Source organism: Streptomyces sp. NPDC006476 (genome assembly GCF_040612015.1).
GTDB classification, from domain to species: Bacteria; Actinomycetota; Actinomycetes; order Streptomycetales; family Streptomycetaceae; genus Streptomyces; species Streptomyces griseorubiginosus_B.
Genome location: NZ_JBEXPK010000008.1, coordinates 41,512 through 55,672, shown reverse-complemented (window position 1 = coordinate 55,672; position 14,161 = coordinate 41,512). Strand labels below are relative to the sequence as shown.

The 14,161-nt window shown below is 72.3% G+C and carries 12 protein-coding genes, 1 pseudogene and 1 riboswitch; of the genes and pseudogenes, 4 read left to right on the top strand and 9 right to left on the bottom strand.

Annotation, left to right across the window (positions count from 1 at the left end):
• Positions 1-101 precede the first annotated feature (101 nt).
• The 5 genes from ABZZ74_RS11075 to ABZZ74_RS11055 are packed head-to-tail and all read right to left on the bottom strand — an operon-like array spanning position 102 to position 5,697.
• A complete protein-coding gene (locus tag ABZZ74_RS11075) occupies positions 102-905 on the bottom strand; it encodes an ECF transporter S component (protein ID WP_356763404.1) in 804 nt (267 codons plus the stop codon).
• Positions 902-2,656, bottom strand: coding sequence for an ATP-binding cassette domain-containing protein (locus ABZZ74_RS11070; RefSeq protein ID WP_356763402.1), 1,755 nt, complete (start codon positions 2,654-2,656; stop codon positions 902-904). Before ABZZ74_RS11070 ends, ABZZ74_RS11075 begins: the two co-directional genes overlap by 4 nt.
• Complete coding sequence (locus ABZZ74_RS11065) at positions 2,653-3,810, bottom strand: energy-coupling factor transporter transmembrane component T (protein ID WP_356763400.1); 1,158 nt, start codon at positions 3,808-3,810, stop codon at positions 2,653-2,655. The genes ABZZ74_RS11070 and ABZZ74_RS11065 overlap by 4 nt, the downstream gene beginning before the upstream one ends.
• A complete protein-coding gene (locus ABZZ74_RS11060) occupies positions 3,800-4,453 on the bottom strand; it encodes an SCO2322 family protein (RefSeq protein WP_356763398.1) in 654 nt (217 codons plus the stop codon). Before ABZZ74_RS11060 ends, ABZZ74_RS11065 begins: the two co-directional genes overlap by 11 nt.
• Complete coding sequence (locus ABZZ74_RS11055) at positions 4,450-5,697, bottom strand: prenyltransferase/squalene oxidase repeat-containing protein (RefSeq protein WP_356763396.1); 1,248 nt, start codon at positions 5,695-5,697, stop codon at positions 4,450-4,452. Before ABZZ74_RS11055 ends, ABZZ74_RS11060 begins: the two co-directional genes overlap by 4 nt.
• Before the next feature lie 131 nt (positions 5,698-5,828).
• Positions 5,829-5,904: riboswitch (cobalamin riboswitch) on the bottom strand.
• A gap of 88 nt (positions 5,905-5,992) precedes the next feature.
• On the opposite strand from ABZZ74_RS11055, the gene ABZZ74_RS11050 reads away from it, so the two are divergent.
• Both ABZZ74_RS11050 and ABZZ74_RS11045 read left to right on the top strand, forming a co-directional pair.
• Positions 5,993-6,685: a phosphotransferase gene (locus ABZZ74_RS11050; protein ID WP_356763394.1), complete on the top strand. Its 693-nt coding sequence runs from the start codon at positions 5,993-5,995 to the stop codon at positions 6,683-6,685.
• A gap of 110 nt (positions 6,686-6,795) precedes the next feature.
• A complete protein-coding gene (locus ABZZ74_RS11045) occupies positions 6,796-8,958 on the top strand; it encodes a hypothetical protein (protein ID WP_356763392.1) in 2,163 nt (720 codons plus the stop codon).
• A gap of 36 nt (positions 8,959-8,994) precedes the next feature.
• Here the strand turns inward: ABZZ74_RS11045 and ABZZ74_RS11040 are convergent, their stop codons facing one another.
• From ABZZ74_RS11040 to ABZZ74_RS11030, 3 genes and pseudogenes are all read right to left on the bottom strand, one after another.
• Entirely contained in the window at positions 8,995-9,360 is a 366-nt protein-coding gene (locus tag ABZZ74_RS11040) for a RidA family protein (RefSeq protein WP_356763730.1), read from the bottom strand.
• A gap of 48 nt (positions 9,361-9,408) precedes the next feature.
• A pseudogene (locus ABZZ74_RS11035) lies at positions 9,409-9,840 on the bottom strand (nuclear transport factor 2 family protein); the annotation flags it as partial.
• Between the two features lie 27 nt (positions 9,841-9,867).
• On the bottom strand, positions 9,868-10,896 hold the full coding sequence (locus tag ABZZ74_RS11030) for an MBL fold metallo-hydrolase (RefSeq protein WP_356763390.1): 1,029 nt from the start codon (positions 10,894-10,896) through the stop codon (positions 9,868-9,870).
• Between the two features lie 159 nt (positions 10,897-11,055).
• Between ABZZ74_RS11030 and ABZZ74_RS11025 the strand changes: the two genes are divergently transcribed.
• On the top strand, positions 11,056-12,513 hold the full coding sequence (locus ABZZ74_RS11025; protein ID WP_356763388.1) for an aldehyde dehydrogenase: 1,458 nt from the start codon (positions 11,056-11,058) through the stop codon (positions 12,511-12,513).
• Between the two features lie 6 nt (positions 12,514-12,519).
• Entirely contained in the window at positions 12,520-12,756 is a 237-nt protein-coding gene (locus ABZZ74_RS11020) for a ferredoxin (protein WP_240868274.1), read from the top strand.
• 395 nt (positions 12,757-13,151) lie between these two features.
• Here ABZZ74_RS11020 and ABZZ74_RS11015 read toward each other — a convergent pair whose 3' ends face one another.
• Entirely contained in the window at positions 13,152-14,117 is a 966-nt protein-coding gene (locus ABZZ74_RS11015; RefSeq protein ID WP_356763386.1) for an LLM class flavin-dependent oxidoreductase, read from the bottom strand.
• Positions 14,118-14,161 lie beyond the last annotated feature (44 nt).

Below are 14,161 nucleotides of genomic sequence, written 5' to 3'. Positions count from 1 at the left end.
CAATGTGCAGGTCGGAGGCGGTTATGGCATGCCCATGGCGTCCGATATGCCCTACTAGGTAGGGTAGTGGGTGATCTGGGTCATGTGGTTCGGTTCACCGCTCAACCGCTCTCGAATGTGACGGCGGTCTCGAAGGCGGCCCGGCGGGTGGCTCTGCGTAGCGCCTTGAGCACGGCAGGACCGAGGGCGAGCGTGAGGACGACGGTGACGAGCGCGCGGCCCAGGTCCCAGCCGAGGGAGGTGGCCAGACAGTACGCGACGAAACGGGCCAGGTTGGCGGGCACGGCCGCGTGCGGGTCGAAGGCGATGCCCGAGGCCAGGGCGCCCATGAAGGGCCAGCCGGCGAGGTTCATGACGGTGCCGTAGGCGAGGGCGGCGAGGAAGCCGTACGCCGAGAGCAGGGCGAGTTCGGTACGGCCCCGGAGGCGGTCCGGGCCCGGCAGCAGTCCCGCGCCCATCGTGAACCAGCCCATCGCCAGCATCTGGAACGGCAGCCAGGGGCCGACCCCGCCGGTCAACAGCGCCGACGCGAACATCGTCAGCGAGCCGAGGGTGAAGCCGAAGCCGGGGCCAAGGACGCGGCCGCTGAGCAGCAGCAGGAAGAACATCGGCTCGATACCGGCGGTTCCGGCACCGAGGGGGCGCAGGGCGGCGCCGGTCGCGGCGAGGACGCCGAGCATGGCGACGGCCTTCGGACCGAGGCCGGACTCGGCGATGGTCGCGGCCACGACGGCGACGAGCAGGATCAGCAGCCCGGCGAAGAGCCAGGGGGCGTCCTGGGCGTGGGCGGCGAGCGTGGAGTCCGGCGGCGCGAGGAAGGGCCAGCCGAAGGCGACGACGCCGACGGTGGAGGTGAGGGCGAGGGCGGTGAGGGAGCGGGGGCCGAGGCGGATGGCGTTGGTCATGACAGGGCGTCGTTCGCTTGGGCGCCTGACAGGGCGTCTCTCACCTGGGTGACCGTGAGCCATTTCTGCGGGGCGAGGATCTTGGTCACCTGAGGGGCGAAGGAGGGGGAGGACACGACGATGTCCTCGGTCGGGCCGTCGGCGATGACCTCGCCGTCCGCGAGCAGGATCACCCGGAGGGCGAGTTCGGCGGCCAGTTCGACGTCATGGGTGGCCAGGACGATCGCGTGGCCCTCGGCGGCGAGGGCGCGGAGGTGGGCGACGAGACGGGTCTTCGCCGCGTAGTCCAGACCACGGGTCGGTTCGTCGAGGAGGAGCAGGGGCGGCCGGGCGGTTAGGACGACGGCGAGCGCGAGGGTGAGGCGCTGGCCCTCGGAGAGGTCGCGGGGGTGGGTGGCGTCCGGGATGCCCGGGAGCAGGTCGGAGAGGAGGGCGCGGCAGGTGCCGGGGGCTGCTTGGGCGTCCTGGTCGGCGGCCGCGCACTCCGCAGCGACGGTGTCGGTGTAGAGGAGGTCGCGAGGGTCCTGGGGGACCAGGCCCACGTGGTGGATGAGGGTGGGGGGTGCGGTGCGGTGGGGGGTGAGGCCGGAGACGCGGACCGTGCCGGAGGAGGGTTCGAGCAGGCCGACGAGCGTGTTGAGGAGGGTGGACTTTCCCGCACCGTTGCGGCCCATCACGGCGATGGTTTCGCCGGGGGTGATGGTGAGGGTGGCCTGGTGCAGGGCTCGGGTGTGGGAGCGGGTGACTGTTACGGCTTGGAGGTGGGCGGGCGGTGTTGTCGGGGTGGTGGGGGCTGTGCGGTTGCGTTTGCGGAGGAAGGGCAGGCGGCGGTGGGTGGGGGCTGGGGTCGGGGGCGTTTCGCTCGGCCGCGCCGGCGGGATGCCGTCTGTTGCCGCAGACGGCGCGGAGTCGGCTGCGGTGGGGCTGTCCGTTGGTCCTGCCAGGCGGTTGCGTAGGTCGGTTGCTTGGCGGCGGGCGTCTCTCACCGTCAGGGGCAGGGGGGTCCAGCCTGCCAGGCGGCCCAGTTCCACCACCGGTGGGTGGACCGGGGATGTCGCCATCATCTCGGCCGGGGTGCCCAGTTGGGGTGGGGATCCCAGGGCCGGGAGGACCACCACCTGGTCGGCGTACTGGATGACCCGTTCCAGGCGGTGTTCGGCCAGGAGGACCGTGGTGCCGAGGTCGTGGACCAGGCGTTGGAGGACCGCCAGGACCTCCTCCGCCGCTGCCGGGTCCAGCGCCGAGGTCGGTTCGTCGAGGACCAGGGCCTTGGGGTGCGGGGTGAGGACCGAGCCGATGGCCACGCGCTGCTGTTGGCCGCCGGAGAGCGTGGAAATGGGGCGGGCACGGAGGTCGGCGAGCCCCAGGAGGTCGAGGGTCTCCTCGACGCGGCGGCGCATCACCTCGGCCGGGAGACCCAACGACTCCATTCCGTAGGCGAGTTCGTCCTCGACCGTGTCCGTCACGAAGTGGGACAGCGGGTCCTGCCCCACCGTGCCGACCACGTCCGCGAGTTCGCGCGGCTTGTGCGTGCGCGTGTCGCGGCCCGCCACGGTGACCCGGCCGCGCAGGGTGCCGCCGGTGAAGTGCGGGACCAGGCCGCTGACCGCGTTGAGGATGGTCGATTTACCGGTGCCGGACGGGCCGACCAGGAGGACGAGTTCACCTTCCGGGACCTCGAAGTCCACGCCCTGGATGGTCGGTTCGGTCGCGCCGTCGTACGTCACGGAGACGTTCTCGAAGCGGATCATGACGTTTCCTTGGGAGCGAGGAGGGAGGGGAGGAGGCCGAGGAGGACGGCCGCGGCGGGCCAGAGGGGGAGCGTGGGGGCGGTCAGCGGGACGACGCCGGGGTGGAGCGCGGCGGGGTCGGTGGACGCGGCGAGGGTGAGGAGGGCGGCCACAGCGGCGCCGGAGCAGGCGACCAGCCCGGCGCGGAGGTCCCAACGGGCGGGCCGGTAACGGGTACGCGGGCTACGGCGGCCGCCGAGGCGCAGACCGGCCAGGGCCGCGGTGAGGCCGGCGAGGAGGAGAGGGAGGCCGTAGGCGCCGGCTTCGGCGGTGAGGAGACCGTACGTTCCGGCGCACACGCCGAGCAGGCCGCCGAGGGTGAGGGCGTTGGTCGTACGGCGTACGGGGGCGGGAACGGCGGCGGTACGGCCGTATCCGCGGGCGTCCATGGCGGCGGCGAGGGCGACGGAGCGTTCCAACGCGCCCTCCAGGACCGGGAGTCCGACGTGGAGGAGGCCCCGGATACCGCTGTCGGGGCGGCCGCGCAGACGACGGGCGGCGCGCAGGCGGTGGACGTCGGCGATGAGGTTGGGGGCGAAGGTGAGGGCGACGACGACGGCCACGCCGGCTTCGTACAGGGCGCCGGGCAGGGACTTGAGGAGGCGGGCGGGGTTGGCGAGGGCGTTCGCGGCGCCGACGCAGATGAGGAGCGCGGCGAGTCTCAGGGCGTCGTAGAGGGCGAAAAGGACGGACTCGGCGGTGACCTCGCCGCCTATGCGGATGCCCTGGGCCCAGTGGGGGAGGGGGAGTTCGGGGAGGGTGACGAGGATGTGGGTGCCGGGGATCGGGGAGCCGAGGACCGTCGCGAAGGTGAGCCGGATGAGGAGGACGGCGAGGGCGAGCTTCAGGAAGGCGGAGTAGGAACGGGCGGCGGGGGAGGCGGGGCGGCACGTCGCCACGACGTAGGCGGACGTGGCGATGAGCAGGGCGAGGAGGAGGGGGTTGGTGGTGCGGGTGGCGGCGGTACCGAGCCCGATGGCCCAGAGCCACCAGGCGCCGGGGTGCAGGGGCGTGGGGTACGCGGGGTGCGCGGGGCGCGGGGCGGTGCCCCTCCTCGGCGGGGGAGCCGCCGCGGCGATGTGACTGCTCTCCGGCTGTGCCCTGCTACCGGACATGCCTGCGCCGCCTCGCCTGCCACACCGCTGCCGCGCCCAGCACGGCCACGACCGCCGCGCCCGTCCACAGCCCCACCGAGGGACCTCCGCTCCCCTTCTTCTCCCCCTCCTTCTCCTGCGTGGCAGTCTGCGACTTCTTTCCGGCCGCCACTTGCTCCCCGCAGCCCTTCTCCGGGTAGCTGGCTATCGCGCAGAGCAGGGCGTTGGTGTCGTAGCGGAGGGGCTTCGCCACCGTGGCCAGGGCCTCCGCCGTCGTCGCGTCGGGCGACACCTGGGCGCAGGCCGTGCGGGTGGGGGGCGGGGTCTCGCCGGACCGCGCGTCCGTGCGAGTGCCGAAGTCGATGAGCAGGGCCACCCGCTTCCTGCCGTCCCGCGCCGGTGTCTTCGCGCAGATCGTCGCGAAGTCGGCGGTGCCCCGAGGAGTCGCAGCGTCGCTGGAGTCCTCGCTCACGGAGAAACGGAACCCCTGGACGTCACCGTCGGAGGGACGGTCGGTGGAGGGGCCCTGGGTGGCGTAGGTCCAGTGGGTGGCGGTGCGGGTCCAGAAGGACCAGTAGCGGTAGCCGGTGGCCTGGGCCTGCGTGGGGGCGAGGAGCAGGAGGAGCAGCAGGGCGGGGAGCAGGGCCGTGTACCGGCGTGTCATGACTGTCGCTTCCTGCCGCGGAGCATCAGCGCGAAGCCGATGAGCGCGCCCAGCAGCAGACCGCCGCCCACGGCCCAGCCGACGGGCAGGGAGCCGTCGTTGTCGTCGGACGCCTTGGGGCTGTGCGAAGGGGCGGTCGGGGGCAGCTTGTTGATCGCCCTGGGGGCGGGTCCCGTCGCGTTGAGCAGGGTGACCAGGTCCTTGCCACCGAAGTGATGGGCGTCCCCACCCTGGACGACGCTCGCCGCGAGGATGAGCTGGGCGTACGCGGCCGGGCCGCCCTGCTCCGCCCACTTGCCGGCGTGACCCTCCAGCCAGTGCAGGGACGCGGCGGCCTGGTCGTTGCGGCCCGCGGAGGCGAGGGCGACGACCGCGTCGGCCGTGTTGCCGTAGTCGGGCTGGTCTCCGGCCCCGGGCAGCACCGACTTGAGGTATCCGTCCTTGGCCAGCGTCCTGGTCAGCCAGACGGCGCCGTTGTCCCCGGCCTCGGTGTCCAAGCCGTCGTCCGTGGCCTTCGCGCAGCTCATGGGCGCGTCCGTGTCGTCCTGGCGACTTCCCGCGAGCGTTTCGCCGTACGCCCCGAGCACGGCCGCGGCGGTGGCGTCCGCGTTGGCCGTCAACGCACCCTTCTTGTCCGGCTGGTAGGCGAAGGCGCCACCGTCCTTGCCACCGCAGGGCAGTGCCAGTTCGGCCAGGGCGTCGAGCGGGGACTTCCCGTCCTTGCGGAGGTTCGGCACTGTCACGCCGGCCTGTGCGAGCGCGCCGATCACGAGGGAGGTCGAGTTCGCGTCGCTGGCTCCGCCGGGGGAGTAGCCCCAGCCGCCGTCCTTGTTCTGCACCGACTTCAGCCAGGCGACCGCCTTGTCCACCTGAGAGTCGTACGTGGCGGTGAGGGTGGAGAGCGCCTGCACCGCGGCCGCCGTGCTGTTGGTGTCCACCGCGAGCTTGGCCGCGCAGGGCTGGCCGGTGTCCGCGCGGAAGGCGGGGAAGGCGCCGTTCGCGCACTGCTGGCCGGCCAGCCACGCAACGGCCTTGTCGACGGGGTCGACGCCCACCTCGTTCTGCGCCAGCAACGCCAGCGACTGCCGCCACACCCCGTCGTACGTAGGATCCGCCGTGCCGTACAACCCGTCGGGTATCGCCACCTTCGGCGAGGGAGACGGCGGCGCGGCGACCGCGGGGGTCGCGGTGCCGATCACCACGGTGGCGGCCAGGGCCGCGGCGCAGCGGCTGACGACGTTCATGATCGGCGGATGCCTCTCCCTGAAGGGAGCCGGGCAGCACGGGACACCCCGGCGGCTCGGCCCCGTATTCCTCGACGGTGCCGTGTGCCGGCGAACTGCCGACGCACGTGAGCCGGTCACGAGTCCGTACGGGGCAGTCCGGCTCACCGGCCGGGGTCCGGCCGGATTACGGTTGCGGGTCAGCGCCGGAATTGCACCGGCTTCCCCCCGTACGGGCGTGATGACGACCCGGCCACTCTACCGGCCCGTAGGAATCGCCTGAGCGGCGGCTGTGGGGCGGGGTACGTTCCAGGCCATGGGGATCACGGGGAGGGTCGGTGGCGGCGGCAGGCTGCTCGGGTCCGGGCGGACCTCCGACGTCTACGAGCTCGACGCCGGGTGGGTGCTGCGGCGCAACCGGGAGGGGTGGGGGGACGCCCTCGCCGAAGGGGCCGTCATGGAGCATGTGCGCGAGCACGGCTATCCCGTGCCCCGGGTACGCCTCGCCGACTCCACACGCACCGAGCTGGTGATGGAACGGCTGTCGGGGCCGACGATGCTGGCGGCGTTCGGGGCGGGGGCCATGGGGGCGCGGGAGGGCGGGGCGGTGCTCGCGCGGCTGTTGCGGCAGTTGCACACCGTTCCCGGGTGGGGCAACGGCGGGTGCGTCCTGCACCTCGATCTGCATCCCGACAACGTGATGCTCACCCCCGACGGGCCCTGGGTCATCGACTGGAGCAACGCCGAGGAGGGGCGTCCCGGCCTGGACTGGGGCATGTCCGCGATCATCCTCGCCCAGGTCGCCGTGGGCGAGGAGCCGATCGCCGGTCTCGCTCGCGAGGTGCTGACCGGCCTCCTCGCCGACCCCTCCCACCTCACCGAGGACGGCCTGACGGAGGCCCGGCGCCGACGCGCGGCCCAGCCCGTCATGAGCCGGAGGGAGGTCGAACTCCTCGGTGAGGCGGAGGACTTGATTCGATCACTGCGATGTGAGCGTCGATCAGTGTGAGGTGAGCGTAAGGCGTCGGAATGCGCCCCGTAACGACCAGTTGCGGTGATCTTTCGGTCGTACCCGGTCGTGTGGCATATGTCGCGGCGCGGTACGACCACACTGTCGACGTGCCTGGGAAGAAGGACGCACCCGGTCCGGGGAACCTGCCGCCCGACAGCCGCCCCTTTGTCGGACGACGAGACGAACTTGCCTGGCTGGGAGAGAAGTTGGTGAGCGGTGGCCGGCTGCTGACCCTCGCGGGGGTCGGCGGGGTCGGCAAGACGCGGCTCGCGCTGCGGGCGACCGGAGCGGCCCGGGACGTCCACCCCGACGGCGTGTGGCTGGTGGAGTTGTCCGCGCTCCGCGCCGGCGGCCAGGTGCCGCTGGCCGTCATGGAGACGCTGCGGCTCGTCGATCAGTCGACCGATTCGGCGATCGAAGCGCTGTCGGTGTGGGCGCGCGACAAACGGCTGCTGCTGGTCCTCGACTCGTGCGAGCACCTGCTGACGGACTGCGTGACCCTGGTCGCCGATCTCCTGGCGGCCGCGCCGGGACTGCGCGTCCTCGCCACCAGCCGGGAGCGGCTGGGGATGCCCGGGGAGCGGGTCCTGGCCGTCGACGCGCTGCCGGTGGGGGACCCGGAGGGGCGTCAACAGGCCGACGCCGAAGCCTTGTTCGTGCAACGGGCCGTCGCCGTCGACCCCGGGTTCGCCCTCGACGAGGACGCGCGCCCCCTGGTCACCGACATCTGCCGTGCCCTCGACGGCATCCCGCTCGCCCTCGAACTCGCCGCCGCACGGCTGGCCGTCCAGCCCCTGGCCAAGCTCCACGAGCTTCTCACCGACCGCCTCCGCTCCCGCGTCGACCTGCTCTCCACGGACGCCGAGCCCGGCGAGGGGCCGCCCCGCCACCGGACCCTGCGCACCACCATCGGCTGGAGCCACGAACTGTGCGAGCCGCTCGAACGCCTGCTGTGGGCCCGGCTGTCGGTCTTCGCCGGTACGTTCACCACGGGCGCCGCCACCTGGGTCTGCGCGGGCGGTCCGCTGTCCGCCGACCGGGTCGCGGAGGTCCTGCTGCGCCTGACCCGGCAGTCGATCGTGCTGCGTCACCCCGCCGACCCCGAGCGTTTCCGGCTCCTGGACACGGTGCGGGAGTACGGCGCCGAGTGGCTGCGCGAGTTGGGCGAGGAGGCGGACGTACGGCGACGGCACCGGGACCACTACCGGCGGTTCGCGCGCGAGGCGTGCTCCGACTGGAACTCGGGCCGTCAAGTCGCCTGGTGCGAGCGGGTGTTCGCGGAGCAGGCCAATCTGCGGGCGGCGGTGGACCACGCGCTGACGGAACCGGAGGACCGGGTGGCGCTGGAGATGGCCGGGACGGTGGGGTTCCTGTGGCGGCACTGCGGCTCGATGCGAGACGCCCAGCGGTGTCTGGACGTGGCGCTCGGCGAACGACCGGGAAGCGCCTGGCCCGTCGACCTGGGACAGGTCCGCGACTTCGCCCGTCCGTTGGAAGCGCCCGCGTCGGCGCCCGAGTTGGTGCTCGCGTTGTGGGCGCGCGCCGCCGTGGCGATCACCCAGGGGGATCTGGAGGTGGCACGGGACTGGGCGGTCCGGTGTGCTGACGCGGCCCGACGTCTGGGGGATCCTCTTTCCATCGGGGCCGCCTGCTACAACGTCGGCGCGTATCTGGCCGTCAGCGGTCGGCAGCCCGAGGCGATCGAGGCACTGGCGGAGGTGTCCCGGCTGCCCGTGGGCGGGGACTGGCGGGGAGCGGCGCTGCTGGAGGCCCGTATCACCGCCGTCTACGCCCACCTGATGAGCGGCGCGTTCGACGAGGCGCGTGCGGCGGCCGAGGAACTCCGCGCCATCAGCGGGCGGTGCGGCGAACTCTGGGTGGGGGCCACCAACGCCGCGATCACCGCCCAGACGGACGTCGTACGCGGCGACATCGACGCGGCCCGCCGCAACTGCCGTACCGCGCTGACCGGGAACCGGCTGGTGCACAACACCCTCGGTACCGCCTACACCCTCGACGCCCTCGCCGAGGCCGAGGCCGTCGGCGACGACCCTCGGCGCGCCGCCCGTCTGCACGGCATCAGCCGACGCGTCTGGGAACTCCTCGGCCGCGCCCAGCTCGACTCCCCCGACCTGCTCGCCGCCCGCCACACCCGCGAACACCGCATCCGCGCCCGCGTCGGCGACGACGCCTACGAGCAGGCCTACACGGAGGGTACGGCGATGTCGTACGACGAGGGGCTCGACTACGCCTTGGGCAGCGACGACTGACGCCCACTCACCTCCACGACTCCAGGCGCTCATCGCTCACCCGAGTGCCGCCACCGCGTCCACCTCCACCAGCACCCCCTCCCGCACCAGCCGCGCCACCACCGTCGTACGGGCCGGAAGCGGAGTGCAGTCGGCGAAGAACTCCCGGTAGACGGCGTTGAACTGGGGGAAGTGGGAGGGATCGGCGAGGTAGCAGGTGCAGCGGGTGATCGACGTACGGTCGCCGCCCCCCGCCGCGACGACGGCCTCGACGTTGGCGAGCACCTGCCGCACCTGCGCGCCGAAGTCCGCCGGCATCTCCCCGGTCACCGGGTCCAACGGCCCCTGCCCGGAGGTGAAGAGGAACGGCCCGACACGCACCCCCTGCGACAGCGGCGGTTCGCTGCCGTCCGCGAACCGCACGAACGGCGTCCGGTCGGTACGCACCGCTTCGAGAGCGCCCCGCCCCTGCCGAGGCGTGGGCCCGCCGAACGGCAGCCGCAACGTCCGGGAGGCGAGCAGCCACCGCCCGTCGACGCGCCGGAAGGTGTCCTCGTAGTGACCGACCTGCACGGGTGCGCCGGCCGGCACCATGGCGCCGTCCCAGCCCTCGATCCGGTACGTGGTGAAGTACGACGTCGCCTCGGCCGTGTCCTCGGACGTCACCGTGACGCGGATGTTGGACATGATCCGCCGTGAGAGCTTGTCCGAGGGACGCGCGCCGAAGTACGCCCGCAGTGCCTCCCGCCCTTCCGACCGGCGTCCGTCCCCGGGTGGGGGCCACTCCCACACCCCGTCCTCGGTGAACAGCTCGGCCACGGAGGCGGGTTCACCGAGGTCGAGTCGGTGGACGAAGTCGAGGATCAGACGTTCACAGGCGCGTTCGGCGAGAAGATGATCCATACGGACGTGGTAGCACAGGAAGCGGCCTCAGACGGCCACGTACGTCACCGGATCGCTCCCCGTCACCGCCTCGGCCCGCCCCAGCTTCACCAGTCGTCGCAGGTGTGCCTCGGCCTCCGAGACCGCGATGTTCCGTGATCCGTAGGGGATTTGGTCCCAGGGGCGGTTCCACTCCATCCGCTCGGCCAGCTGCCAGGGCGTGAGGGGTTCGACGAGGAGGGAGCGCAGGTCGGTGAGCCGTTCCTCATGGTGGTCGAGCAACTGCCGTACGCGGGCTGCCGCGTCGGTGAACACGTACTGGTGGGCGGGGAGCACCTCGGCGGGGGCCAGCCGGCCGACACGCTCCAGGGAGTCGAGGTAGTCGCCGAGCGGGTCGGTGATCGTGGCGTCGTCGGGGTCCTCGTACAGGCCGATGTGCGGGGTGATCTCCGGGAGCAGGTGGTCCCCGGAGAACAGCCGTCCCATGCCTGGGAGTTGGGCTGGGTGCTCCTCCTCCAGATGCAGGCACACATGCCCCGGCGTGTGGCCCGGTGTCCAGATCGCGCGCAGGCGCCGGCCGGGCAGGTCGAGCAGTTCGCCGGGCACGATCTCCCGGTCGGGCAGGGCGGGTGAGAAACCGGGCAGGGTGGTGCGGGGTCGGGGCGTGCGCAGCGGCGCCACGTGCTCCTCCGGCGCCCCGGCCGCCGTCAACTTGGCGGACATGTACGAGAACCACCGTCCGGGCTGGGTCTCCCGGGTGCGCCGCACGATCGCGGTGTCGGCCGCGTGCATCGCGACCCAGGCGCCGGAGGCTTCCCGTACCTTGCCCGACAGTCCGTGGTGATCGGGGTGGTGATGGGTGATCACGACCCCGTGGATGTCCTCGACCGCCGTCCCGCAGCCGACGAGCCCCTGAACAAGCGTGTCCCATGACGCGGGATCGTCCCAGCCGGTGTCCACCAGCACGGGCCCCCGGTCGGTGTCGACGACATAGACCAGCGTGTGGCCGAGGGGATTGTCCGGGATGGGCACCCGAACGGACCGCACACCCCCACCATGATCGAACGTCTCCACCATCCACCCTCCGCTCCACGGCCACCGCCCACTATAACTAGAACCCGTTTCACAATGACCCGAAGCGCGGCAACGCCCATGACCCTGCGAAGGAGGTCTGGCCTAGTTGAAGTGGAACTGGTATCAGTTTCTGAAACACCGTCAGAAACGAGGGCAGTGGCGATGGCCGAGCTCGTGGAACACGGACAGCTGTTCATCGGCGGCGAACTGACCGATCCCCTGGGCGGGGACGTCATCGAGGTGATCTCGCCGCATACCGAGGAGGTCATCGGGCGGGTGCCGCACGCCTCTCGGGAGGACGTCGACCGGGCCGTCGCCGTGGCGCGGCGGGCCTTCGACGAGGGGCCCTGGCCACGGATGTCGTTGGACGAGCGGATCGAGGTCGTCAGCCGGATCAAGGACGCGATCGCCGTCCGTCACGAGGAGCTCGCCCGGGTGATCTCCTCCGAGAACGGGTCGCCGTACTCCTGGAGCGTCCTCGCCCAGGCGCTCGGCGCGATGATGGTCTGGGACGCGGCGATCACGGTCGCCCGGAACTTCACGTACGAGGAGAAGCGGGACGGTGTCCTCGGGAAGATCCTCGTGCGGCGGGAGCCGGTCGGGGTCGTCGCCGCCGTCGTGCCCTGGAACGTGCCGCAGTTCGTCGCCGCCGCCAAACTCGCGCCCGCGCTGCTGACCGGCTGCACGGTGATTCTGAAGCCCTCGCCGGAGTCGCCGCTGGACGCGTACATCCTGGCCGACATCACCCGCGCGGCCGGGCTGCCGGAGGGCGTCCTGTCCATCCTGCCCGCGGACCGTGAGGTCAGCGAGTACCTCGTCGGGCACCCGGACATCGACAAGGTCGCCTTCACCGGGTCGGTGGCCGCGGGCAAGCGCGTGATGGAGGTCGCCTCCCGCCATCTCACCCGGGTGACGCTGGAGTTGGGCGGCAAGTCGGCCGCCGTCGTCCTGCCGGACGCGGATGTGGCGACCACCGTGGCCGGCGTCGTCCCGGCGGCCTGGATGAACAACGGCCAGGCCTGCGTGGCCCAGACCCGCATCCTGCTGCCGCGCTCCCGCTACGACGAGTTCGCCGAGGCCTTCTCCGCGGCGGCGAGCGCGCTGGTGGTCGGCGACCCGCTGGACCCGGCGACCCAGGTCGGCCCCCTGGTGGCCCGGCGCCAGCAGCAGCGCAATCTCGACTACATCCGCATCGGGCAGGAAGAGGGCGCGAAGATCCTCACCGGCGGGGGGCGTCCACCGGGTCTCGACAAGGGCTGGTACGTCGAGCCCACGTTGTTCGGCGACGTCGACAACTCCATGCGGATCGCCCGGGAGGAGATCTTCGGCCCGGTGATCTGCCTGCTGCCGTACGGCGACGAGTCGGAGGCCCTGAAGATCGCCAACGACTCCGACTACGGGCTGAGCGGCAGCGTGTGGACGGCGGACGTGGCGCACGGGATCGAGGTCGCGAAGCAGGTCCGTACGGGCACGTACTCCGTGAACACCTTCAGCCTGGACATGCTCGGCCCCTTCGGCGGCTACAAGAACTCCGGTCTGGGGCGGGAGTTCGGGCCCGAGGGCTACGGCGAGTACCTCGAACACAAGATGATCCATCTCCCGGCCGGCTGGGAGGGCTGAGCCGCCATGGGCGACCGCTGGCACGTCGAGGTCGACCGCTCCGTCTGCATCGGCTCGGCCCAGTGCGTCCACCGCGCGACGGGCGCGTTCCGCCTCGACTCCGCCATGCAGTCCCACCCGGTCGACCCGGAGACCGACGCCAACGAACGCATCCTGGACGCCGCCGAGAACTGCCCCGTGGAGGCGATCGTGATCACGCTACTGGGCAGCGGGGAGGCGGTGTTCCCACCGGAGGACGAGTAACAGGCGCCTGTGAGGCTGGTGCTCGCACTTCCCGGACGTGAGGCCGGGCGCGGTGTGGTGCTACGACGCCGCGCTCGCCCAAGTTCCTGCGGAACTGGGCGAAGGCGTACCCCGGACTCCCGGACGGGGAGGGCGAGATCTTCGGGCGCTTCGGCAACGCGTGCGTACGGCTCGACAGCGGGGCGGCCGCGAGATCGTGGTGCACGACGGCGAGCCGAAGGGGGAGCGGATCGTCGACGGCGTCACCTGCCCCGTCTTCGACGAGCTGCTGCTCTTCGAGCCCTCCGACCTGCCCACCCTGGAGGTTACGGTTGCCGAGGCCGCCGCGGAGGACCAGACGGCCCTGCTCATCCTGTTCGTCGACCACGACTACGGCGCCGAACCCGCCGGCGCCCTCACGTCGGTGTCATGGGAGCTGCCGCCGCCTGTACGGCGGGGAGGAGAGTCGCGAGCCGTTCCAGCTGTTCGTGCTGGGAGCGCAGGTCCAGCGCGGCGAGGCGGACGACGAGGTGCCGGGCGCCGGCGGCGACGTACCGTTCCAGGTGCTGGAGGACGTGGTCCGTGGGTCCCGTGACGAGGGCCTGGATCTTCCGGAGTTCCTCGAGCGGCATGCCGTACACGGTCCGGGCGTAGGCGTCCAGGGCTCGGTGTCCGGCTGGGGCGTCGTCGTCGACGCGGACCGTGATGAAGAGGGCGGGGGTGATGGCCTGGGCCGCGCGACCCGCGTCGGCCGCCGCATCGCGGACCGCCCGGAGACCGGAGGCGTAGTCGGCGGGGTCGGGTGGGTAGGGCAGCCAGCCGTCGTACATCCGGCCCGTGCGGGCGAGGGCGGCGGGCGTCGCGCCGCCGAGCCAGATGGGTGGGCCGCCGGGCCGTGACGGTCTGGTCGCGGGCGGGAGCTCGGGGAAGTGGAGCAGGTCGCCGTGGAAGGAGCCCGCGCCGTCCCACACGGCCCGCCACAGGGCGACGGTCTCGTCGAGGCGGGTGAAACGGCGCGGCCACGGCACCTCGGACAGGGCGTAGAGGGGGCGCCCGAAGCGGCCGGGGAAGCCCGCGCCGACGGTCACCACGAGCCGGCCGCCGGACAGCAGGTCGACCGAGGCCAGGGACTGGGCCGTCTGCACCGGGCGGCGCAGGAAGGGCAGCAGGGCGGCCGTGCCCAGGCTCACCGTCCCGGTCACCGGGGCGAGCGCGGCCAGCATCGTCAGGGCCTCCACGCGTGGACTGACCAGGGAGTCGTTGACGAAGAGCGAGGAGAATCCCGCGGCCTCGGCCCGGCGGCCGAAGGCGATCAGCTCGCGCGGGTCGTCGGCCGGGCCCCACTGTGCGGTTCCGGTCGGTAGCAGTACGCCGATGTCCATGCCGTCGATGCTCGCGACCGGTGGGACACGGCGACAATTCCCTG